This window comes from Planktothrix mougeotii LEGE 06226 (assembly GCF_015207485.1).
Lineage (GTDB): Bacteria > Cyanobacteriota > Cyanobacteriia > Cyanobacteriales > Microcoleaceae > Planktothrix.
The window spans coordinates 85511-106706 of the sequence record NZ_JADEWU010000001.1; the positions used below are offsets into that span (position 1 = coordinate 85511).

General features: G+C 38.7%; 20 protein-coding genes and 1 tRNA gene. 8 read left to right on the plus strand and 13 right to left on the minus strand.

Annotated elements, in window-relative coordinates; translation table 11 throughout:
• Positions 1 to 35 precede the first annotated feature (35 nt).
• Entirely contained in the window at positions 36 to 1220 is a 1185-nt protein-coding gene (gene dxr / locus IQ236_RS00400) for a 1-deoxy-D-xylulose-5-phosphate reductoisomerase (protein WP_193867452.1), read from the plus strand.
• Between the two features lie 316 nt (positions 1221 to 1536).
• Here dxr and IQ236_RS00405 read toward each other — a convergent pair whose 3' ends face one another.
• The 4 genes from IQ236_RS00405 to IQ236_RS00420 all read right to left on the minus strand — a co-directional run bounded on the left by IQ236_RS00405 (position 1537) and on the right by IQ236_RS00420 (position 6215).
• On the minus strand, positions 1537 to 1746 hold the full coding sequence (locus IQ236_RS00405) for a type II toxin-antitoxin system HicB family antitoxin (RefSeq protein WP_193867453.1): 210 nt from the start codon (positions 1744 to 1746) through the stop codon (positions 1537 to 1539).
• 51 nt (positions 1747 to 1797) lie between these two features.
• Positions 1798 to 2379: a Uma2 family endonuclease gene (locus tag IQ236_RS00410; protein ID WP_193867454.1), complete on the minus strand. Its 582-nt coding sequence runs from the start codon at positions 2377 to 2379 to the stop codon at positions 1798 to 1800.
• A gap of 111 nt (positions 2380 to 2490) precedes the next feature.
• On the minus strand, positions 2491 to 2688 hold the full coding sequence (locus IQ236_RS00415; protein WP_193867455.1) for a hypothetical protein: 198 nt from the start codon (positions 2686 to 2688) through the stop codon (positions 2491 to 2493).
• A gap of 17 nt (positions 2689 to 2705) precedes the next feature.
• Positions 2706 to 6215 carry an N-6 DNA methylase gene (locus IQ236_RS00420; protein WP_193867456.1) on the minus strand — a complete coding sequence of 1170 codons (3510 nt, stop codon included), beginning with the start codon at positions 6213 to 6215 and terminating at the stop codon, positions 2706 to 2708.
• A 565-nt stretch (positions 6216 to 6780) separates the two neighbouring features.
• On the opposite strand from IQ236_RS00420, the gene IQ236_RS00425 reads away from it, so the two are divergent.
• The 5 genes from IQ236_RS00425 to IQ236_RS00445 all read left to right on the plus strand — a co-directional run bounded on the left by IQ236_RS00425 (position 6781) and on the right by IQ236_RS00445 (position 10755).
• Positions 6781 to 7641, plus strand: coding sequence for an SDR family oxidoreductase (locus IQ236_RS00425; protein WP_193867457.1), 861 nt, complete (start codon positions 6781 to 6783; stop codon positions 7639 to 7641).
• 347 nt (positions 7642 to 7988) lie between these two features.
• On the plus strand, positions 7989 to 8483 hold the full coding sequence (locus IQ236_RS00430) for a hypothetical protein (RefSeq protein WP_190524959.1): 495 nt from the start codon (positions 7989 to 7991) through the stop codon (positions 8481 to 8483).
• A 63-nt stretch (positions 8484 to 8546) separates the two neighbouring features.
• The gene (locus IQ236_RS00435; protein ID WP_193867458.1) at positions 8547 to 8831 is read left to right on the plus strand and encodes a translation initiation factor; all 285 of its coding nucleotides are present in this window, start codon (positions 8547 to 8549) and stop codon (positions 8829 to 8831) included.
• Positions 8832 to 9085: 254 nt separating this feature from the next.
• On the plus strand, positions 9086 to 9748 hold the full coding sequence (gene pnuC, locus IQ236_RS00440; RefSeq protein WP_193867459.1) for a nicotinamide riboside transporter PnuC: 663 nt from the start codon (positions 9086 to 9088) through the stop codon (positions 9746 to 9748).
• Positions 9749 to 9774: 26 nt separating this feature from the next.
• Complete coding sequence (locus tag IQ236_RS00445) at positions 9775 to 10755, plus strand: AAA family ATPase (RefSeq protein ID WP_193867460.1); 981 nt, start codon at positions 9775 to 9777, stop codon at positions 10753 to 10755.
• Between the two features lie 71 nt (positions 10756 to 10826).
• On the opposite strand, the gene IQ236_RS00450 is transcribed toward IQ236_RS00445, so the two are convergent.
• The 3 genes from IQ236_RS00450 to IQ236_RS00460 are packed head-to-tail and all read right to left on the minus strand — an operon-like array spanning position 10827 to position 12715.
• Positions 10827 to 11648: an inositol monophosphatase family protein gene (locus tag IQ236_RS00450; RefSeq protein ID WP_193867461.1), complete on the minus strand. Its 822-nt coding sequence runs from the start codon at positions 11646 to 11648 to the stop codon at positions 10827 to 10829.
• Positions 11649 to 11688: 40 nt separating this feature from the next.
• Positions 11689 to 12417: a thermonuclease family protein gene (locus IQ236_RS00455; RefSeq protein ID WP_193867462.1), complete on the minus strand. Its 729-nt coding sequence runs from the start codon at positions 12415 to 12417 to the stop codon at positions 11689 to 11691.
• Positions 12347 to 12715: a 2Fe-2S iron-sulfur cluster-binding protein gene (locus IQ236_RS00460; protein ID WP_072721363.1), complete on the minus strand. Its 369-nt coding sequence runs from the start codon at positions 12713 to 12715 to the stop codon at positions 12347 to 12349. Before IQ236_RS00460 ends, IQ236_RS00455 begins: the two co-directional genes overlap by 71 nt.
• An 85-nt stretch (positions 12716 to 12800) precedes the next feature.
• Here IQ236_RS00460 and IQ236_RS00465 point away from each other — a divergent pair.
• A tRNA-Ser gene (locus IQ236_RS00465) sits at positions 12801 to 12887 on the plus strand.
• 57 nt (positions 12888 to 12944) lie between these two features.
• Here IQ236_RS00465 and IQ236_RS00470 read toward each other — a convergent pair.
• On the minus strand, positions 12945 to 13685 hold the full coding sequence (locus IQ236_RS00470; protein WP_322744057.1) for a peptidylprolyl isomerase: 741 nt from the start codon (positions 13683 to 13685) through the stop codon (positions 12945 to 12947).
• A 283-nt stretch (positions 13686 to 13968) separates the two neighbouring features.
• Here IQ236_RS00470 and IQ236_RS00475 point away from each other — a divergent pair, with 283 nt between their 5' ends.
• Positions 13969 to 14172: a hypothetical protein gene (locus tag IQ236_RS00475; RefSeq protein WP_193867463.1), complete on the plus strand. Its 204-nt coding sequence runs from the start codon at positions 13969 to 13971 to the stop codon at positions 14170 to 14172.
• A 124-nt stretch (positions 14173 to 14296) separates the two neighbouring features.
• Here the strand turns inward: IQ236_RS00475 and IQ236_RS00480 are convergent, their stop codons facing one another.
• From IQ236_RS00480 to IQ236_RS00500, 5 genes are all read right to left on the minus strand, one after another.
• Complete coding sequence (locus IQ236_RS00480; RefSeq protein ID WP_193867464.1) at positions 14297 to 14569, minus strand: hypothetical protein; 273 nt, start codon at positions 14567 to 14569, stop codon at positions 14297 to 14299.
• A 113-nt stretch (positions 14570 to 14682) separates the two neighbouring features.
• Positions 14683 to 14910, minus strand: a complete 228-nt coding sequence (locus tag IQ236_RS00485) for a hypothetical protein (protein ID WP_193867465.1) — start codon at positions 14908 to 14910, stop codon at positions 14683 to 14685.
• A gap of 436 nt (positions 14911 to 15346) precedes the next feature.
• Entirely contained in the window at positions 15347 to 15733 is a 387-nt protein-coding gene (locus tag IQ236_RS00490) for a HetP family heterocyst commitment protein (RefSeq protein ID WP_193867466.1), read from the minus strand.
• Between the two features lie 30 nt (positions 15734 to 15763).
• Positions 15764 to 17449: an HlyD family efflux transporter periplasmic adaptor subunit gene (locus IQ236_RS00495; RefSeq protein WP_193867467.1), complete on the minus strand. Its 1686-nt coding sequence runs from the start codon at positions 17447 to 17449 to the stop codon at positions 15764 to 15766.
• Between the two features lie 361 nt (positions 17450 to 17810).
• Positions 17811 to 20879 carry an ABC transporter transmembrane domain-containing protein gene (locus tag IQ236_RS00500; protein WP_193867468.1) on the minus strand — a complete coding sequence of 1023 codons (3069 nt, stop codon included), beginning with the start codon at positions 20877 to 20879 and terminating at the stop codon, positions 17811 to 17813.
• Positions 20880 to 21196 lie beyond the last annotated feature (317 nt).

A 21196-nucleotide genomic window follows, 5' to 3' on the forward strand; every position in this document is an offset into this window, starting at 1 on the left:
CTCCTATCGACTCTAACAATAGTTCTTAAGAAAAGATGAAAGCAATTACACTTTTGGGTTCTACAGGTTCCATCGGGACTCAAACCTTAGACATTGTAGCAGAATCTCCCGAACAGTTTCGGATTGTCGGACTCGCCGCCGGACGCAATATCACCCTGTTAGCCCAACAAATTCGCGCCTTTCGCCCTCAGATTGTTGCTATCTGTGATTCCAACCAGTTACCGGACTTAAAAGCTCTCATCACCGATATTAATCCCCAACCGATTTTGTTAGCTGGGGATGAGGGAATCATCGAAGTTGCTCGGTATGGAGACTCGGAAGCGGTTGTTACCGGAATCGTCGGTTGTGCGGGATTATTACCCACCATTGCCGCCATTGAAGCCGGAAAAGATATCGCCTTGGCTAATAAAGAAACTTTAATTGCTGGGGGGCCCGTTGTCAATCCGTTAATCGAAAAACATGGGGTTAAATTATTACCCGCCGACTCCGAACATTCAGCCATTTTTCAATGTTTACAAGGAGTACCCAAAGGAGGATTAAGGAAAATTATTTTAACCGCTTCTGGGGGTGCATTTCGAGATTGGCCTGTTGAGAAATTAAAAGACGTAAAAGTGGCGGATGCCATTACCCATCCTAACTGGTCAATGGGTAAAAAAATCACCGTTGATTCAGCAACAATGATGAATAAAGGCTTAGAAGTTATTGAAGCTCATTTCTTGTTTGGATTGGATTATGATGATATTGAAATTGTGATTCATCCTCAAAGTATTATTCATTCTTTAATTGAATTACAAGATACGTCTGTTTTAGCTCAATTGGGTTGGCCGGATATGCGTTTACCGATATTATATGCCATGTCTTGGCCGGAACGAATTTACACGAATTGGGAACGTTTGGATCTCGTTAAAGCGGGTAGTTTAACGTTTAAAGCACCGGATGATCAAAAATATCCTTGTATGTCTCTAGCTTATGCTGCTGGCAGGGCTGGGGGTTCGATGCCTGCGGTTTTAAATGCAGCAAATGAACAGGCGGTTGCTTTATTTTTAGAGGAAAAAATTGAGTTTTTAGATATTCCTCGTGTGATTGAATTAACTTGCGATCGCCATCAAGTTGATAATCGTCAAAATCCGACTTTAGAAGATATTATAGAGGCAGATCGTTGGTCAAGACAAGAAGTGATTACTGCTTCTGAAAAACTGGGTCAAAAAGTTGCGGTTTAAGTTTTAATAAAAGGGGTAGTTAGCTTAAATCTGAATCTGTTTTATAAATTACCTGAGATCAACAAACTGTAGGGGTGAGGCGCGCCTCACCCCTACAAGGGAATCTCGGTATTTTTTGGAATTTAACTCATTTTTGGAGAAAGCAGCTAGTTTATTTAAAGACACAGGAAATATTGCTTACTATTTAAAAGCTTTAGAGGCTGTTGAACGTCTTAAATATTTGAGTTAAAATCATAATTTTGACTGACGACACAAAAGCCTACTTTTTGCAGCGCAGCGATCAGTTCTTCTCCAGTTAGGTTTGGAAGTTTTGCCATTAGATCACTACCTTCTGCACACCAATAAACTCGGTGGTTGAATCTTCTTCTAATTCTTCAAGACACATTTCAATCACTTCACGGATATTTTGGATGAGTTCATCAATAGTTTCTCCTTGGCTGTAGCAAGCCTTCAGTTGTGGAACTTCACCCATATAAATTCCCTCTTCATCCCGTTCAATAACAACATAAAATTCTCTATTTTTCATGATTTTATACTTAATTTTATTAGATTAATTCCTGATTTTTAAATTGTTAAATTATTGGTTATCGAAGTCGATATTTTCATAGAGATCAGCAATTAAAATTTGCGTTTCAAAGTTACTAAAAGATAGGGTAATATTGGGATCGTCGTATTCCGAAAACATCCATTGATTGACAGCAGTTTTAACATAATGTTCGATATGAATTCGATATTGATCGATGAGCAGATATTCTTGGAAAGTGGGAATGGTGCGATAGGAAGCAAATTTTTCACTACGATCATAGTTTTGGGTGGATTTAGATAGAACTTCCGCAATAAAGCAAGGATTTAATACCGTATCTTTGCGTCCAGTTTGCAGTTCTAAGGGCTTTTGAAGTACCATTACATCAGGATAGGTATAGAGGCTAACTGCTGGAATCCAAAGGCGTTGATCCGTGATAAAAATACGATAAGATTGACCTCTTAAGGTTAGTTTAAGCAAAGTGTGAAGGTTTCCTGCAATTTCGTTATGGTCGGGTGTTCCACCAGTCATCGGAATAATTTCTCCATTGCGATATTCATTGCGGGTTTCAGAGGCAATTTCAAGTTCTAAATATTCTTCAGGGGTATAGGTTTTTGTCTCAGTTTGAGCAATCATGGTAGGTTAACTCCTAATCGTTTAATTTGCTGGTTAATCCAAATAGTCGCTGTCTCTTCATCGGTTTCCATTGCTCGTTTTACTCATATTTTAGCAATTTCGAGGAGTTTTTTAGGCATCTTCTTTACTTTGTGTCGTCTGTTGTTCAAATTCTCTTAAGACTTCTGCTTGAGATTTATCATCCAGATCTGTCTGTTCTGGAATTAAAATAATAACTTCTACACGACTATTTTTATCTGTTAGGAGAGGATGATCTAAGGTTAGTTGTCCTTGCTCATTAATCATTGCCATAACTTTAAGTGCTTTCATTGCTACTCCAAAATGGTTTAACTGGTAGTTTTTAGATTGACTCCTAATAATTTAAGTTGCTGATTAATCCAAATAGTCGCTGTCTCCTCATCGGTTTCTATTGCTTGTTCTACTCCTATTTTAGCAATTTCGAGGAGTTGTTTGGATTTTTGTTTTAGTAAAAATGATGATTTGATCTTCTCAACAATCTTTTGCTGTTGAATTTTCGGCAAGATTGGAATTAGTACATTGGCTAAATCTGGTTGAGAAATACTATAGTAAGCCACACCATGAACTCTACGCTCAACCTGTAAATAGCCAAATTTTGAATTTAAAAATAAGCTGACATATTCTGGTAGAATTGCTTCTTTATAAATTGGGGCTAAACGTATAAGCATAATTTCACTACTAATAATCCCGTTGATTTCTTGTTCTGTAACAACTGCGGAATTACCAAAACTACCTTTACGAGTGAAAAGAATATCTCCTAATTGTAAACCGACAGGTTTATTAACATCAGCCATTGTAATTGGAATTTTTACAGCACTTTCGAGGTTAATGAGTCCGTTTTTTATATCACCAACACGAATGTAAGGTGTACCTTCCTCCGTATACTCTCGATAGTCAAAACCGTTTTGAATGGGTTCAATCAATGAACCTAATTTTTGAGTCGGAAAGCCACAATCTTTAATGACCTTTTCTGCTTGATCATATTTTGCGTGGTAATACTCAGCGTCTAGGCGATCGCACGACAAAAAAGACTCTTTAAAACTCTTGACAGCAATATTTTCTTCAGTAGGTTGCCAGTTTTTAAAGTTGAGTTCTGATAATAGTAAGTCTTCGGCTTGTTGATAGAATTCTTGACTTTTTATTTCTATTTCAAAGGCATACAGCAGTAACTTCTCACACTGATTTTGAAACTGTTTACTAATGTTCGGTAATTTTAAACGCCTTACAGTATCGGTAGATATTGTTGGTTGGGCAACTGTTTTGACGGCTCTCAAAATCTGTAACATCCCAAACCTTGAATTAAAAAATATACTTAGGAAGTAAGGACTGTATTGCTCGTTGTTTAGTTCGGCAGCAATAATGTTTGGGCTTATGGTGACTTCGTTCTGTGTAAGAACACTACATCTGACGTCGCCAACTCTAGAGAAAAATAAAGTTCCCTTTTTAAAGAGCTTTAAACCCTTTTTTACGATGTCGTTCTCAGAAATATAAACTAGATTAGTATTTTCAACTTTGAAATCCACCAAGTTGAAAGGTCTAACTACTATTACGCCAGTCTCTTGATATGTATCGTCCTGAATGGTCGATCCAAATGGGCCGCATACAATTGATTTTGTGTACTCTTCTAAAGTGTGATTGTTCTTAAATTTCTTACTAATTAACAAAAACTCTTTTTGAAAGAAATCATTGTCAATCCTAAAAACATCATTTTCTTTGAGAACTTCAGAGAGAGTTAAATTAATCGCTTCCAGCCCATCCATCAACCTTTGATACTTCACAGCATCAAACGGCGTAACAGATGGGCTTAACTTAAAAAAACTGAGATTCTCCTTTTTTGCAAACTCAATAAACGCCTCAGCAATTCCATCTTGCGTCTTTCCTTCATGATTAAATAAATCATGATCGACAATCAAATGGAGGTTATCATCTAACAAAAACTCACCTGATTCATCAGAGTTTTTAACATAAATTTTTTCCCCCGAATTATCCTTACCCGACCTTTGCATCGTGGCAAAAAAGATATTATAATCATCCTGACGTGGACAGAGTACCCCAGCTTTGGGATCATCATTCCACTTCTGCACAAATAACACCGATGTTTTAGTCCCTGTATGCGGCTTAAACGTATTTCCATGTAGCCCAACTACTGCCAGAATTCGACAACGTTCTGCAATAAAATCTCGAATATATTTATCAGAAGAATTGTTAAACCGTCCTTGGGGTAAAACAATCGCCATTCGTCCTCCCGGCTTCAAAAAATCGAGATTGCGTTCAATAAATAAAATATCTCGCCCGACTTTCGTTTGCCATTTACCATCGCTTTTTTTAGCCAAATCATAACGGGCTATCATGCGTGGTTCTTTAATATCTCCAGCAAAAGGCGGATTAGCCATCAACACATCAAACTGAAATTCTCGATAATCTTGACTACCTTTCAATCTCAATTTTTTTAAGCGCTTAAAACCCTCAAAATAAACGTTTTGCCAATCTTCCTGCTGGGTGACTTCATCCCACATTTCATAATCCAAAGTATTCAAATGCAATACATTGGTTTGTCCATCTCCAGCAATCAGGTTTAATGTCCGCGCAACCCGCACCGCCTTTTCATCAAAATCAATAGCAAACACCTTTTGTTCTACATATTCTCGACAACGGGGAGGCTTATCTTCTAATGAGAATAAATGGCTGGCTGATAATCCCTCATCCTCCAAAATCTGCCGCCAGACATGAAAAATTGTATGGACAGGAAACCCCGAAGAACCAGCCGCCGTATCAATCATGTATTCATCCTCTTGAGGATTCAACATTTTGACACACATATCAATTACATAACGAGGCGTGAAAAACTGCCCTTTTTCTCCTTTGCTACTTTGGTTAATCAAATATTCAAATGCTTCATCAATAACATCTAAATTAGAGTTAAAGAGTTTGACATTTTCTAAAGATGAAACACAAACGGAAAGGTGAGAAGGCGTGAGACTAATTTTGGCATCGTCGCTAAAAACCCCTTCCCATTTCTTCTTGGCACTATCAAATAAACTTTGTATCTTAGTTTTGAGGGCTGCTTCCGTTTGTCCCGTATTGCGAAACTCTAAAGAGCGAGTTTTGCGGCGGTTTCCTTGTCCTGAATACCACTCATCATAAAGTTTAGTAAAAATCAGTTTAAACAGTTCCTCAAATACATCTACTCCCGCATTAGCTAAGACCTCATCTTCCATTTCTTCAATTAAGGCTTTGAGAGATTTCTTTTCTTTGACTAACTTATCATTAGCGATTAAATCTTCTAGGGTAAACTTAATTTGTAGAATATCGGCTAAGGTTTGGTTAGCATTAGGTAAACCCGGAATATCTTCAAAATAGTTGGGATCTTTGCGTTGGTAATAAGAAATTTGATCGCCATTTGTCCAGACTGCAATAGGCGCGCCCGTAGCGTTACAATAAGAGCGAAGCTGATCTTTACCGTCCTTGAGTTTTGGCTTTTTGAGTTCAATAATGATATAAACCGTATTCAAACGGTCTTTGTCCATCACCACAATATCAGCCCGTTTGACTTCTCGCCCAAAATTCACACCATATTCTACTTGAATACGATCAATGGGATAGTGAAATCGTCCCGTTAACACTCGTAAATATAATTGCCGAATTGCTTCTTCTGGTGTCAGTTTTACATCTTTTTTGCGAACCAAACAAACCGTGTAGGGAATTTCACCGCTTTTACTGGACTTGAGGATAATTGACTGTTCTAGTTGTTCAATTTCCCTAGAGTTAAACTGTGATAGCTTGTAATTCGAGTCTTTCAAAATATAGGCTAGGTTCATGAGATACTATAGAGTCAATTTTCAAAGTTTAATGAGTTAAGAATTATAACGCCGTTAGGGAAAATCCCAAGAGATTTTATGAATACCCTGAAAGCCTTATTTTAAATCATCATTCATTTTAATAGAATGAATTTTACCATGATCTTTTTCATAACTCAACCCCTGATCTAATTAGATCTATAGTAAGTATAAATCAATTGTACAACTGTTTTGATTACAAAATTATTGTAGGGGCGAGGCGCGCCTCGCCCCTACCTAGAAATTACAGTATTTTTGGGCATTAATAATCAAGTTTACTATTTTATAGGATTGATTTAGACTTGCTATATTTTTAAAATTAATCTCACAATTAGATCTGTTGGATTATTCAGTTAAGTTTTAACCTGATCATGAGCAGAGTGATGGGTGTAGCTATCCAACTCTAGTTAAAACCGTTATATTTTTATAATTTACATTAATTTATAACTTCTGACAGAGGAAGAAAGCCTCTTAAAATCCCTACTGTTTTTAACAGAGAAAAGAATTCTAATTTCTGGTGTAAACCTCATCTTTGAAGAATCTAATTATGCCAACTCAACAACAAGAAAGACCCCCCCAGCATCAAAATCAACAACCGGGATTGCAAACGGAAATGAATCCGGCTCCCTTAATTGTTGATCCTGACTATCAAGGCAGTAATAAACTCAAAGATAAAGCCGCTTTAATTACGGGTGGTGATAGTGGAATTGGGCGGTCTGTTGCCGTTCTCTACGCTAAAGAAGGCGCTGATGTTGCTATTATTTATTTAAACGAAACAGAAGACGCAGAAGAAACAAAAAAACTCGTCGAACAAGAAGGTCGGCGTTGTTTATTAATTCCGGGTGATATTGGGGATGAAGATTTCTGTCGGGAAGCCGTTAAACAAACCGCCGAAGAGTTCGGACATCTCGATATTTTAGTCAATAATGCAGCCGAACAACATCCTCAAGAAAACTTCCAAGATATTAGTGCAGAACAGTTAGAACGGACTTTCCGCACCAATATTTTTTCAATGTTTTATCTTTCCAAAGCGGCCATTAATCACCTGCATCCAGGTAGCGTTATTATCAATACCACCTCGGTTACAGCTTATCAAGGTAATCCCACTTTAGTCGATTATTCCTCAACAAAAGGAGCTATTGTTGCCTTTACTCGCGCCCTTTCTCAAAATTTAGTTGAGAAAAATATTCGGGTCAATGCCGTTGCTCCTGGCCCGATTTGGACTCCGTTAATTCCGGCAACTTTCCCTGAAGATAAAGTCGCCACCTTCGGTCAACAAGTCCCCATGCAACGGGTCGGTCAACCTGCGGAAGTTGCCCCCTGTTATGTGTTTTTAGCTTCAAAAGATGCCTCTTATATGACCGGACAAGTGCTGCATCCCAACGGGGGTGAAGTGGTCAATGGATAAGCATTGATTCGTTTTCAATCTCTTCTCAGACAGTGAACATTAAAGACCCGGTAACTTTTATGAAACCGGGTTTTTGTGATCTAGCTGACAGGAGTACACACCGTTCTATATAGTCCTTCTGGTTCAATATTGTTTTTGCTTTTATTTCTATAGTCAGATGTTTAATTAAATCATTTCGTTCAAAATTAAAGCATATAAACAGCCCATAGTTTACGTGCTGTTTGATGACAGAACGCTGTTTTTGTTTTAATTTTTTTAGCCTGAATTTTAAAACATTTAATAACAGCACCAATCAAAAAAACTGTTTTTATCCTTTATCCTGTTTCCCTTGAAAAATAGGAGGCGCAATGCAAACACTATCCCCCCCAAAACGTCACAAATTTTCACAACCTATGGCGTTATTAATGTCTGGGTTGTTGATGGTTCCCTTTTTAAATGCTTGTGGCGGTTCTCAAAGTTATAATAGTCCTCCGCCTCCGGTGGACGATACCAGGGGGGGAACTGTTGCGCCTCCACCTTCACGACAATCTCAAGCAAGACCGGGATTATCTAATGGTCAAAAAGTGGCTATTTTAGTCGGGGCGGCGGCTCTTTACTACATCTATAATCAGCATAAAAATCGACCAGAAAACGGGCCACAAGGTAAACATTATTTATCTAAAAATGGTCGTGTTTATTATCGAGATGCAGAAGGTCGCGCCCATTGGGTTACTCCTCCGCCAGAAGGAATTCAGGTTCCTGAAGAAGAAGCCCGTGCCTATGAAGATTTTAAGGGATATAACGGCAGAACTTCAGGTTTAGATATCAATGATGTTGTACAAAATTCTGTCCCGGCTCGTTAAAAAAGCGATCGCTTCATTAACAATTTTTTCACTAATTCAATTCATAGAAAAAGGAACAAAATCATGGTTGATGGTTTTTTACGAAAAATGGCTGATTCTTTCTTAAATCCCGATGAGCAGCAATACAATGATGATGAAAATCAGCGAGTTTATCCCGCTAGTGAAGATCCTTATGGTGATCCGGCTGATCAGGGACAATTTGGACAGTTTGGCAATGTTCGCCCAGCCAGTGAAGATCCCTATGGTGATCCCGCCGATTATGGGCAATATGGACAGTTTGGCAATGTTCGCCCAGCCAGTGAAGATCCCTATGGTGATCCCGCCGATGAGGAAAATCGTTGGGCTTAGTAAAGCTTGATCACCGGTTTCTGTGAAGGGTAAATCTTTCTTCAAATAGAGGATTAAATTTACCCTCATTTGTTACCTTGAGTCAGGCTAGATTATCTCTACGAAGGTTTATAATCGTCCGTTTGATGAATAATCAGGACGATTTTTTTTATGGATGAAGAATTAATAGGAATTCTGATAAAATTATCATGGTTTACAGATTAGATTCAAGAACTTGACTGAGTTTTTGAACTAATCCCCATCCCTAAAAAACCATGAATAAAAATAGAATAATGCTTGTTTTTGCTGTTATCGGAACAGGATTGATTTTAATCTTACCTTTTCAACAAATTTGGAGCGTACAACTGAGTTTATTAGAAGCTGTTGCGGGTGTAACTTGTGCCTGGAGTGTGGGATTATTAGCACGAAATAATCCTTTAGGGTGGTGGATTGGGTTAGTCGGAGTTGTGACTTATGCGATAGTATTTTATCAAGTTAAACTCTATGCAGATGTGGGAATTCAAATCTTTTATTTGATCACCAGCATTCAAGGAATTTTAATTTGGTTACAAGGAGGAGAAAATCAAACGGAAAAACAGATTAGTCATGTTCCTCAATTCAGATTGATTATCAGTGCGATCGCATTTATTCCCAGTGTTTTGGGATTACGAACTGTATTAATTGCCATTCAAGGAGCGGCACCATTTTGGGATGCGTTAACAACTGTTGTCAGTGCGATCGCTCAACTGTATTTAATGGAACGCTATGTGGAAAGTTGGTATTTATGGATTGCGGTTGATGTGATTTATGTTCCCTTATATGCTTCACGGGGGTTATACTTAACCAGTGGATTATATGCGGTATTTTTAGGGATGGCAATTTCAGGATTATATCATTTTAAAGCGCTTTATAAACAGCAATCTAAATCCAAAATTTAACCCTTATTGTTCAATTACAAATTATCATGACCCTAGGAATCACCGTTGGCAAGTTTTATCCATTTCATCTCGGACATGATTATTTAATTCAGACTGCTAAAACCCAAGTTAATCATTTGGTTGTTTTAGTGGGTTATAAACTTAATGAAACAGTTTCAGGTGCAATTAGAGCCAATTGGATCAGGCAAATGCACCCCGATGTTGAGGTCATAGAAGTATTAGATGATTTACCCGAAGCTCCTGAACCTTGGGCGTTAAAAGCGTTAGAATTGTTAGAAGGTCGTCAGCCAGATTTTGCTTTTACTTCAGAACTTTATGGGGAACGTTGGGCGAAAGCAATGGGGGCTATTCCGATCACAATTGATTTACATCGTCAACAATTTCCGATTTCAGGAACTCAATTGCGGAAAGATTTAGCCCGCTATTGGTTAATGTTAACTCCCCCTGCAAAAGCTTATTTTGCTCAACGCATTTGTGTATTAGGAGTAGAATCAAGTGGAACTACAACCCTGGCTCAAGCTTTAGCTGAATATTATCAAACGGTTTGGGTTCCTGAATATGGTCGCAACTATTGGGAAGGACGGCAATATATTCCCCAGTCTGAACAATGGCAAAGTCATGAATTTTTACACATTGCTCAAACTCAAATTCTGATGGAAGATGCCCTGGCTTTACAAGCTAATCAACGGATGATTTGTGATACTGATCCTTTAGCAACCCATATTTGGCATCGACGATATTTAGGGTTTTATAACCTGGAATTAGAAACAATAGCACAGCACCGAAATTATGCGTTATATTTACTCACAGAACCGGATTTTGAGTTTGTTCAAGATGGCACGAGAGAAAGTGAACATTTGCGGCTGGAAATGCACCAATGGTTTAGGGAACAATTAACAAAATTGGGTAAATTTTGGATCAGTGTTGGAGGTTCTCCCCAAAAGCGTTTAGCTGATGCGATCGCTATTATTAATACATTACCAAACTTCCCCATTTTGAAGCTATAGTGCGTAGCAATAGGGAACAGTCTACTGTAGAGACGCGCCATGGCGCGTCTCTACAGGGGATCATCTGTAACTTATTTATCTTTCCAACTCGATAACGGTGGGGTTTCTATTAACGCTTGACTTAAACGTTCATGTAAATAACCATTAGTTGCTAAAATTCGACCCGAACGTATTTCAAAGGGACTGGTATCATAAGCCGTTACTTTCCCTCCGGCTTCTTCTACTAATACAATTCCCGCCGCCATATCCCAAGGAGATAAACCCCGTTCCCAATAGCCATCTAAACGTCCACAGGCGGTATGAGCTAAATCAATTGAAGCCGCACCACTACGACGAACCCCTTGAGTTAAATGGGTTAAATGGGCAAATTCCGCATAATTATTATCCGCCGTTTCTCGGCGATCATAAGCAAAGCCAGTAACTAATAAACTGTTAGCTAAAGTATCAATTTTAGAAACATTAATTAAACGATTATTGCAAGTTGCGCCTAATCCTTTGGCGGCTTGAAATAATTCATCATGAAACGGATCATATATAGCTCCCACTTGAGGAACACCATTAATTAATAACCCAATGGAAGCCGAAAAGAACGGATATTGATGAGCAAAATTTGTAGTTCCATCTAACGGGTCAATAGCCCACAGGTAGGGACTTGTTAGATCGCCTAATTCTCCAGATTCTTCTGTTAAAATGCCATGTTCAGGGACATGACGTTCTAACACCGATAAAATTGCAGCTTCTGAAGCTTTATCCGCTTCCGTGACTAAATCCCCAGACCGTCCTTTTTCTTGAATATCTTCTAAATTCCCTAAATAAGTTTTTAAAACTGCACCCCCCGCCTGAGCCGCTAAAGTCGCAATATCTAAAAAAAACTGTAATTCGTTTTTACTCATATTATTAGATTCCAGGTATGTGGAACAGGCATCTTGCCTGTTAAAAAGGACTATTAGAATGACTCTGCGGCTGTTGTTGTCGAAATTCAGTTGGAGTTAAACGCATGGGTTTTTCCGGGTTCCAGATGCCATTTCCCATGAGTCGAGCATATTCTTGAGCATAGTTCAACCGTTGACGATACTGAGTTTGAAAATTGGATGTAACAGATCGATAAACGGATGAAATTTCTGCTAAGACAGATCCGCTTTTAACTAATTCTTCATTAACCAACGTTTGATTTAACCAAATATAGCCGGAAATACGACCATAGCGATCTTTATTTTTTAAATCCGCTTCTAAGAGAATTTTTTTACCCTCACACAGTTGTTTTAAATATTGTTTAGCATTAATCCCCCAAGGGTCTTGTTTCAAGTCAGGTGCAGTAATTCCTGCTAACCGAACTTGTTGCAATACCGGAATTTTACCCGTTTTATCGAGAATTTCCAGGGTTTGACCACTAATCACTCGTTCAACTTTAGTAAAGATTCCTTTAGGAAGGTCAGGTTGAGAACAACTGGTTAAAAACAGCAAAATTCCCAAGAATATTCCACCATACCCTTTTACTGGAAACCTGAAATCAATTAACCGACCTTGACTTTCCCAATTAAAAAAGCTGAGGAAGTTGAATTGATATTCAGAGTTTCTTAATTTGAGTAAACTAATCTTCGTCCAAGGGTAATCCGGTTTTAACTTTGCCTTTACCAAAGTAGCGGCCGAATTGAAGTTCATATACTTCATCCTCGTCTTGGGTTTCCACAACTAAATCTGAACGGGGATAACTGACGCACAATAACGCATACCCCTGTTTCTGTAACTCTGGGGTGAGTCCCAACGCTTCCGACTGGTGCAACTGGCCAGAAACCACCCGCACCGCACAGGTCGTACAGGCACCATTGCGACAGGAAAAGGGCAAATCTACCCCCTGATTTTCAGCACTTTGCAGAATATAGCGATCTTCGGGAACGTTGACGTAATAGCGTTCACCCGTCTGGCGATAATGAATTTCTATTCGGTGGGAACGGGACATAAAAAAATTTTTTGAGAGAGTGTTGACTTTCCAGAACTTATGATAATATATATTTTTGTGGGTAAAAAACGAAATATTTCCCCCTGGAGAGGTGGCCGAGCGGTTGAAGGCGCGACACTGGAAATGTCGTTTAGGGGTGACTCTAACGAGGGTTCGAATCCCTCCCTCTCCGTTTTCAATTCAGAGGCGCAGTTGATCAACAAGCTGCGCCTCTGTCTCTGTTTGTATTTTAAGCATTATAAAGCCGATAATTTAACTCACTCGCTAACCAATCTTTAAACAATTTTTGAATAATCTCTTGAGTTCGTTCAAGGGTCAGTTCAGCTTGAATAAACTCTTCAACTAAGATTAAATGATAACCTTGGTCAGTTTTGAAGGGACTTAATATTTCTCCAGGGGTTGCAGCAAATACAATGGCGGCAAAATCCGCTTTTAATTCCCAACGATAGAGTTTACCTTCATATCCGCAGCGTTCACGACGTCTGGGCTCAATATCATATAAATGGGCGGCATGATAGAAACTAATTTCTTCTTCTTCTATCTGATAAAATAACTCTCTAGCCAAGCGTTCATAGGGAACAATAATTTCATAGAAGGAAACTTGCTCAAAATTTAAGCGATTTTGAATAAAGTATTTTTCAACGTCTTTAGTAAATAAAGATTCCGCTAATTTTTGCGCTAAAAGATGTTCTCGAATTCCCGCTTCCCAGTCATCGGAGGTGATCATTTGGTCAGCTAACCAAGCTAAGGTATCCGCCGCTTTTTCTAAGCGTTTAGCATAACGTTGTTGGTTCGCTTGGTTTTGAATTTCTTCAGCCGTTACAATAATACCTCTTTCCTCAGCGACTTGATTAATAACTTTTTGAGACAATATTTTCTGATAAACTTCCTTGAATTCCAGATTGCGTTTCAGGAAGCTAATAATTTCTTCATCATCAAGTAAATCCTTGGAAAGTTGCACCATGATCATTTGTGGAAATCCCAACTCTTTTAGCTTAACATGAGCAGACTGTTAGAAATTAGGGTGAAGTCGGGATTTGTGTTGACAACAAATACATCCGCACCTGCTTCTCCTATTAATTGATTTCGACAAAAACTAGATTATTTTCAAAGTAGATAATTTTCCTAACTTTCTTTGTAGCCAAGTTATAAAATTATAGTGTAACTAAATTATTTTGATCAATGTTGCCATTTTGGCAATATTTGTTTAATGAATTAGTTTATATTATATTTTAATCATTGAGGTTAAAATCATGTCTAACTATAAAGTTGTATTCAAACGGATAGTCTCACCCGATGGTCAAGTTATTGCAGAGGCGAAAAGCGTAGTTTCAACATCAGATGATCAAGAAAATAAAATTAGTCAAAGTGTTTTTGTCAATTGTTCATCTGTTAAGGGTTACAGTCAGGCTAAATCGAGTTCTAGTTCTTCCTCAACCTCTAGTTATCCTAATTAATTTGTGATTAACACTTTTAAAATAATAAAGTCCCTATTTTATCAAGAATAGGGATTTTTCTGTGTTGAATATTTTTACTTAATCAAAAAGTGAATCTTGAGAAACAAAACCACTCCATCAAAGGTTAACTGGCATAGGTGGAAGCATAGGCATAGGTAGATGTAATTCCATCTGAAATCGCACCAGCTACCGCACCAGAAACAGAGCTACTATAACTAGCATATATCCAGTAGCTGTCATCAGATCTTTGAATAATGTAGAAGGCATTGTGACTAGAACTATGATCGGTACTGACAGATGTAGAAGGAACAGAAAAATAATCGCCACCTTTTATTTCCTGTGCATTAGTACCCGTATTTTCACAAAAACTTAAATCGGCAATGGTCATCTTAGTCATAAATTTCTCCACAAATATAAAAAAGCACTGAAAGCTTTCAATGATTAAATTGAACTAGCTTTCAGCGATGGTATTGCAACTAGCTTTATATCCAAGCTAAACTCGGAATTGGATTAAGCAGCAGCCGAATTACTGCTAGAACTAGAGTTGGCGGAGGTATAATAGCTTCCAGACCACCAGTCATATCCTGTATATGCAGAGGCATAAGTGCTGGTGAAAGTGGCAGCAAAAGAACTACCCTGTGCATTAGCATTAGCATAAGCATCAGCAAAAACAATACCGCCTTCAACATTGGTTTCTTCGGTAACGACTTCTAAATGGTTTAAATCTTGAATTAACATTGTTTTTCTCCTAAAAGGATAAGTTTTTGAGGTTTCAACTTTGTTTTTTGTTGATGTTTATAATATAATTTGCTTTCCCTTTGATGTGTTGCCATTCTGGCATATTTGTAGATTATTTTTGGAATTGAGCGGAATAAATAAAAATAAATTTATTGCAATAAATTATGACCATAAGTAAGCTCTGAAAATTAAAAATAACTTTCAGAGTGGGTCATTTTATTCAAGGTCATCAAATAGTATTGTAATTAAGTTTCAGGATGCTTGTTGCCATAATGGCATTTTTTTAGAGAAGGTTCAAAAAAAACCTGCTTGAACGCAGGTGATTGTAAAAGATGGAAAGATGTAGAAAAGTGGTTTTTTAAACAATTTTGAAAAAGAGACTCAAAAAAATTATTTTAAATTCAGACAAACAGAAAATTGAAATTGGATTTGGGGTTTAGTTAAATGTCCAATGGGTAGACAAACCTTCGTGAATCTCTAAATTCCGACATCCCCCCGAAACCCCATGACCCACTTCAGGAACTGGCTCTAAATAAGTTAAGTCCCGAATTTGGGTAACATTAGCAGAGGTCTTAGTTTTAATGCTGGACTGAACCGGAACAGGGTTACTGGGAGACTGACGATTAGAATTATTATCCTTAGTCAGTCGGTTGTAAGTCCGATACGGAATATAGTGCAGTGGATTATACCCAGCAAAACGAAGAATTAAAACACAAGCCCAAGAATATTTTCCTGATAGAATTGCATCTAGGATTTGTTCAAATTGTTCTTCACTCATCGTTTTAGCGACTTTCGAGTTATTGTAGGAATATTGAGCCGACATTTCCTTTACTCCTAATCTGTAAGTGGTGTTCTACAAATCTATACCATTTTTCTGCAATTGCAGAATTGGGTTAAGCAGAATATCCAGAATCCGACGACGACGAATAATAATATCCGCACTAGCCGTTTGTCCGGGTTTTAACTGAATTTTCTGCTCCTGTTGCAAAACATAGTTCTTTTTTAACACAATTTCTAATTTATAAACAGGGCCAACTCCTTGATCAATTTTCGTATCGGGTGAAATGGAGTTAACCCTCCCTTCAAACACCCCATAATTTTGATAGGGATAAGCATCAAATTTGACTTTAACCGACATTCCAGTTTTCACAAATCCAGCTTTGTCGTTGGGGAGACTCGCGGTTAAAATCAAGGCCGCATTTTTGGGTGTAATTTCAGCAACGGTTTGTCCGGGTTGAATCACTTCTCCCTGATTAAACACATTCAACGTAGAAACAATACCATCAACAGGGGAATAGAGGTATCGTTCTTGAAGTTTTGCTTCAGCCACTGTGATCAAATTTTGAGTATCTTTAATTTGGGCTTGCAACTGCGTCACTTCTAACTCAGTTTGTTGAATTTTTTGCTGGGTTGCGACTTGAATTGTTTTCGCCTCCGCTTGTCTTTGGGCTAATTCCGCATTTAATTGTTCAATTTCAACTTGCGATTGTTGTAATTCTCCTTGAGATTGGGTGATTAATCGTTGTCGATCCCGGAAACTTTGTTCCGCTTGAAAAATCTGTTCTTGGGTACTATTTTTTTCTGATAATTGCGCTTGAACAATGGCTCGTTGTTGATCCCGTAGATTTTGTTCCGCTTGAAACACTAAGTCTTTAGAAATAGCCCCACTTTCTAACAAAGGTTTTAACCGTTCTAGTCGTTCTTGCGCCGCTAATTCTCCCTCCTGCAATTTTTCAATTAAGGTTTGAGTTTCTGCTGTTAAGGGTTGTAAAGATTTAACTCGTTCTTGAGCAGCTTTGGCTTCAAAATCGAGTTGATCTAGTAACCGTTGATTTGAAGCAATTTGGCTTTTCACTCGTTCAATACTTGCCTGTTGAGCTTGAATTTGAGCTCTGGCAATTGCCGATTGAGTTTGTGCTTCTAAATCAATCCGTTCAATTAAGCCTTGTTTTTGAGTTTGTTCAGCTTTCAAGGCGGTGAGTTGTTGTTGTAATCTCGTTAATTCTGTTGTGGCAATCTGTCGATCCAGTTCGGCTAAAACCTCACCTTTTTTAACAATTTGTCCTTCTTTTATCAGAATTTGAGAAACTTTTCCTAACTCAACGGGATGAATTTTGAAAACTTTCCCTTGGGGTGCTAATTGACCTCTGGCTTGACCTACTTCATCAACGGTTCCAAAATATCCCCAGGTGACAAACGCCACACAAAAAATCAATCCTCCTAACATTAATTGCAGAGGAAAAGACGCTGGCGGTTGATCAAGTAAAGATTGTAAAGCACTTGACCAGTCTTCTTTTGGAGCCGAAAAACTGGGTAAATGGGAAGATTTTTTGGCGACAAAATCTGTTAAGGGAGGTGTCACTCCGGGAAAGGGAACAGAACCCGCTATCCCGCCATAAATCTGATCAATTTGTTCTTGCTCTTCCCGACTGAATTGTAGATCCTGTAAGTATTCCTCCTCTTTAGTTATCGACAATTGGGGGTCTGGGTCATGATCAAGATTTGCCTTAAAACAGGAAAACAGTTGATACGGTTTCATAAGGTGATGTAAAAACTAGCCGATAAAAATTGATAGTTCAATGGTTTTTTATGAAATTAGGTTGAATTGGAAAACAGGGATTTAAAATTGACTGTTGACAAAAAAAGAACGGCACAGATTACAGGGTGACTGAGACTCACAACCGCATACAAACGCGCTGTAGCCTGCCACCCAGGGTTTCAGTAATCTTACGTTTAGGCTAGTGTTTCGGTTTTGATCAGAATCCTCTGTATTTATACTAGGGTAACTTCTAATTTGAGACTGCCAATTTGGCAACTTTATTTACGAAGTTTTGTAAACAGAGGAGACAGGGGAAACTTCACGTCTCAATTTGATGTTTCTATTTCGGGTTTGTTGATTTTCACAAATCGAGTTGTTGCTGGGCTAAATGGTAGTAGAGTCCTTGAGTCGCCATCAGGTGTTCATGGGTTCCTTTTTCGACTAAAATCCCTCGGTCTAAAACCAGAATACAATCAGCACTTCTGACCGTTGAAAGACGATGGGCAATAATAATCGTGGTGCGATCTCGTTGCATCTGTTCTAAATTCCGTTGAAAACGGTGTTCACTTTCAGTATCTAAAGAACTGGTAGCCTCATCTAAAATTAAAATTCTAGGATGACCTAATAAGGCTCTCGCGATCGCAACTCGTTGCCGTTGTCCTCCCGATAAACTTGATCCCCGTTCTCCAACTTTGGTATAATATCCTAATGGTAAACTCTGAATAAACCCATGCACTTCTGCTAATTTAGCCGCCTCAATCACCTGATCTAAATTATATTCATCTCGATAGAGAGTAATATTCTCTAAAAGCGTTCCTGAAAATAAATAACAGTCTTGGGGAACAACGCCCATTTGTGTGCGTAAAGACGGGGGAGAAACATGACGAATTTCATGTCCATCCACATAAATCTGTCCGGTTGTGGGATGATATAACCCTTGCAGTAATTTAACTAGAGTGCTTTTTCCTGAACCACTGCGCCCAACAATGGCAATGGTTTGACCGGGTAAAAAATGAAAGGAAATATTTTGCAAAGTATTCGTTTCTGCATCTTCTTGATAACGAAAAGTAACGTTATCGAAATGAATTTCTCCTTGAATTTTGGGTAATATAATTAACGGTTTTTGAGGGCTTTCTTCCGGTTCCTGTTCAAATACATCATTTAACCGTTCTACAGAAATTAAAACTTCTTGCAATTCATCCCATAATCCCACTAAAGCCAGAATCGGACTAATTACATAACCCTGCATCATATTAAAGGCGACAAACTGACCAATTGTTAATTGATCTTGAATCACTAAATTGACACCAAACCACAGTAAAAATGTACTGCCAATAGAATTAATTAACCCACTCATAAATCCCAAATTAATTCCTAATTTTTGGGCTTTAAACTGAACATTAATTTGTTGGGTTAATTTTTCTTCCCAACGCCATCGTAATTCCGGTTCCGCCGCGACGGCTTTTACCGTATTAATTCCCGTCATCATTTCTACTAAAGTTGAATTTTGATCAGCCGCAGCATTAAAGACTTGACGGGAAATATGCCGTAACATTGGCGTTGCTGCTAAAGTTAGGATAACAATTAAAGGCACAATTCCTAAAATTAAGATTGTCAGCTTCCAATTGTAATAAAGCATCAATCCCAAATACACAAACCCCGTTATAACATTCAACGCAGACAACAAAATTTGACCGACGAGAAACCGTTGAATTTTCTGATTTTCTTGAACGCGAGTAATGATATCCCCGACACGACGGGACTCAAAGAACTTTAAAGGAAGTTGTAGCGCGTGATAAATAAACCCCCCAATTAAGGTTAAATCCAAACGATTTGATAAGTAACTTAATAGATATTGTCGAATCGAAGATAATCCTAAACTCCACAGACCAAATAATAACAATCCCAAGGTAAATACATTCAAACCCGTGACGCTTTTATTCACCACAACCCGATCTAAAATAATCTGGGTTAATAACGGAGTGACAATCCCAAAGACCTGAATTAAGAGGGATAACAGAATAATTTGTAATCCCAAAAATCGATAAGGCCAAATTACCCCCGCAAACCGACCGAGAGAGCGTTTTTGCTCCTTAAGTTCGTAGAATTGATCGGTGGGTTCTAACAGTAAAGCATAACCCGTCCATCCTGTTAAAAACGCCTGACGAGAGAGGGTTTTTTTGCCTTCGGCGGGATCAGCAATCACCACTTGATGACGACGGACTTTATAGACCACAATATAATGATCCCCCTGCCAATGGGCAATCCAAGGGTTTTTTTCAGTTTCTAAACGATTCAAACTGGCTCGTACAGGTCGCGCCTGATACCCTAAGCGTTCGGAGGTAAGGGTGAGGTTCTTTAAAGATACCCCTGAGCGTCCGACATCCGCAATATTACGCAGGGTATTGATACTCAAGTATTTCCCCCAATACTGACTAATCATCGCTAAACAAGCAACCCCACAGTCGGAGGAGCTTTGCTGTTCAATAAACGGATAGCGTTGCCAAAATCCTCGCCAGACTCGTTGACGTTTAGGTTGGGGAAAGCTGAGAATTTGCGCGGTTTGGGGAACAATAACCGCAGGGGGGTTAACGGTTGCAGGTTGAGAAGATACGGTGATCTGTTGTTTCCGAATCGGGGATTTCCCCCCGTGTACAGATGTGGTCTGTAAGGTTTCAGAGGGAAGTTGATACAAAACTAACTCCGTTAACGCTATCCATTCTGGGGGGATAGGATCGGGTTCTCCCCAACTGTCGCCCACTTGGGGAACAGTATCGGCCCCTGTAATTTGTCCTTGATACAGCCAAAATCGTCCTTGTTCCGTTGGGATCGCCTTCTGTAAGGCAGTTCCAGCACTGATGCGATGTTCGGTGCAGTTCGATAAAATCTCTTGGAGTCGGTGACTGGTGAACCGTCGCAAGTTGGTTTGGGTTTTAAAGAATAATAACCGTTGTCGGTTTTCAAGGGTGGTTTGTAAATAGGTTTGGAGCGGAGGAATCTGTTTAATTTGGGTCTGGAGTTCGACCATCGGAATTGAAGCAACGATAACATCACTGGCGGCGATCGCTTGATAGGATAAAGGTGCATATTTCCATCCTGCTTGATCTCCGCCAAAGGTTTCACCCGGTTCAACAACTGAAACCGAAACCTCTCGATTGAGATGTTTGTCCTCAGCCAGAAGTCGAACTCGACCTTCAAGCACTAAGTAAACATTACTAACTTTTGTTTCAGCCGAAGGCGGTAAACAATCAATACAATCTCCGAATTGGAACGATTGCAAATGCCAGTGTTGACTCCACGCTTTAACATGAGTAGTATCGGCTTGGATTTGTGTTAATAAATTTTCTAAGGTTGTCATTAATAAAAATGGAGATCGGTTTGAGCTAGAGCTAGACAGCCGATCCCGTTTTGTAAAGTTGGGATTAATCATTGTTTCGAGGGAATAAATAGTGTAGATTAGCAATCCGTGAAACAACCCGTAGAAATATGAAATTAGGCTTCTCTAGCCTTCGGTTCCATGCTTCTTAGCAAAGGTGAAACCCCCTTGATTAGGAAGATTCCCACAAACAAGAGTCAAGCGGAATTCAGTAAAAACTGCGGTCTAACAACAAGATTGCTTTTCAGATGAGTAGAGGATTCTGATATTCAACCCAGTTGTCTATAGACGTAAGATCTGTTGCCATCATGGCATATATTGATCTAGGGTGTCCTTCCATTTCAGGACATTGCGCTCAAGTTAATTAAATC

Excerpts from the sequence above, each read along its gene's own strand:
- IQ236_RS00425 (WP_193867457.1), top strand. The coding sequence starts at position 6,781 with ATGCCAACTCAACAACAAGAAAGACCCCCCCAGCATCAAAATCAACAA.
- IQ236_RS00495 (WP_193867467.1), bottom strand. The coding sequence starts at position 17,449 with ATGAAACCGTATCAACTGTTTTCCTGTTTTAAGGCAAATCTTGATCAT.
- IQ236_RS00410 (WP_193867454.1), bottom strand. The coding sequence starts at position 2,379 with ATGATTGCTCAAACTGAGACAAAAACCTATACCCCTGAAGAATATTTA.
- IQ236_RS00420 (WP_193867456.1), bottom strand. The coding sequence starts at position 6,215 with ATGAACCTAGCCTATATTTTGAAAGACTCGAATTACAAGCTATCACAG.
- IQ236_RS00475 (WP_193867463.1), top strand. The coding sequence starts at position 13,969 with ATGTCTAACTATAAAGTTGTATTCAAACGGATAGTCTCACCCGATGGT.
- dxr (WP_193867452.1), top strand. The coding sequence starts at position 36 with ATGAAAGCAATTACACTTTTGGGTTCTACAGGTTCCATCGGGACTCAA.
- IQ236_RS00450 (WP_193867461.1), bottom strand. The coding sequence starts at position 11,648 with ATGAGTAAAAACGAATTACAGTTTTTTTTAGATATTGCGACTTTAGCG.
- IQ236_RS00470 (WP_322744057.1), bottom strand. The coding sequence starts at position 13,685 with ATGATCATGGTGCAACTTTCCAAGGATTTACTTGATGATGAAGAAATT.
- IQ236_RS00500 (WP_193867468.1), bottom strand. The coding sequence starts at position 20,879 with ATGATTAATCCCAACTTTACAAAACGGGATCGGCTGTCTAGCTCTAGC.
- IQ236_RS00430 (WP_190524959.1), top strand. The coding sequence starts at position 7,989 with ATGCAAACACTATCCCCCCCAAAACGTCACAAATTTTCACAACCTATG.
- IQ236_RS00460 (WP_072721363.1), bottom strand. The coding sequence starts at position 12,715 with ATGTCCCGTTCCCACCGAATAGAAATTCATTATCGCCAGACGGGTGAA.
- IQ236_RS00490 (WP_193867466.1), bottom strand. The coding sequence starts at position 15,733 with ATGTCGGCTCAATATTCCTACAATAACTCGAAAGTCGCTAAAACGATG.
- IQ236_RS00405 (WP_193867453.1), bottom strand. The coding sequence starts at position 1,746 with ATGAAAAATAGAGAATTTTATGTTGTTATTGAACGGGATGAAGAGGGA.
- IQ236_RS00415 (WP_193867455.1), bottom strand. The coding sequence starts at position 2,688 with ATGAAAGCACTTAAAGTTATGGCAATGATTAATGAGCAAGGACAACTA.
- IQ236_RS00445 (WP_193867460.1), top strand. The coding sequence starts at position 9,775 with ATGACCCTAGGAATCACCGTTGGCAAGTTTTATCCATTTCATCTCGGA.
- IQ236_RS00435 (WP_193867458.1), top strand. The coding sequence starts at position 8,547 with ATGGTTGATGGTTTTTTACGAAAAATGGCTGATTCTTTCTTAAATCCC.
- IQ236_RS00485 (WP_193867465.1), bottom strand. The coding sequence starts at position 14,910 with ATGTTAATTCAAGATTTAAACCATTTAGAAGTCGTTACCGAAGAAACC.
- pnuC (WP_193867459.1), top strand. The coding sequence starts at position 9,086 with ATGAATAAAAATAGAATAATGCTTGTTTTTGCTGTTATCGGAACAGGA.
- IQ236_RS00455 (WP_193867462.1), bottom strand. The coding sequence starts at position 12,417 with ATGAACTTCAATTCGGCCGCTACTTTGGTAAAGGCAAAGTTAAAACCG.
- IQ236_RS00480 (WP_193867464.1), bottom strand. The coding sequence starts at position 14,569 with ATGACTAAGATGACCATTGCCGATTTAAGTTTTTGTGAAAATACGGGT.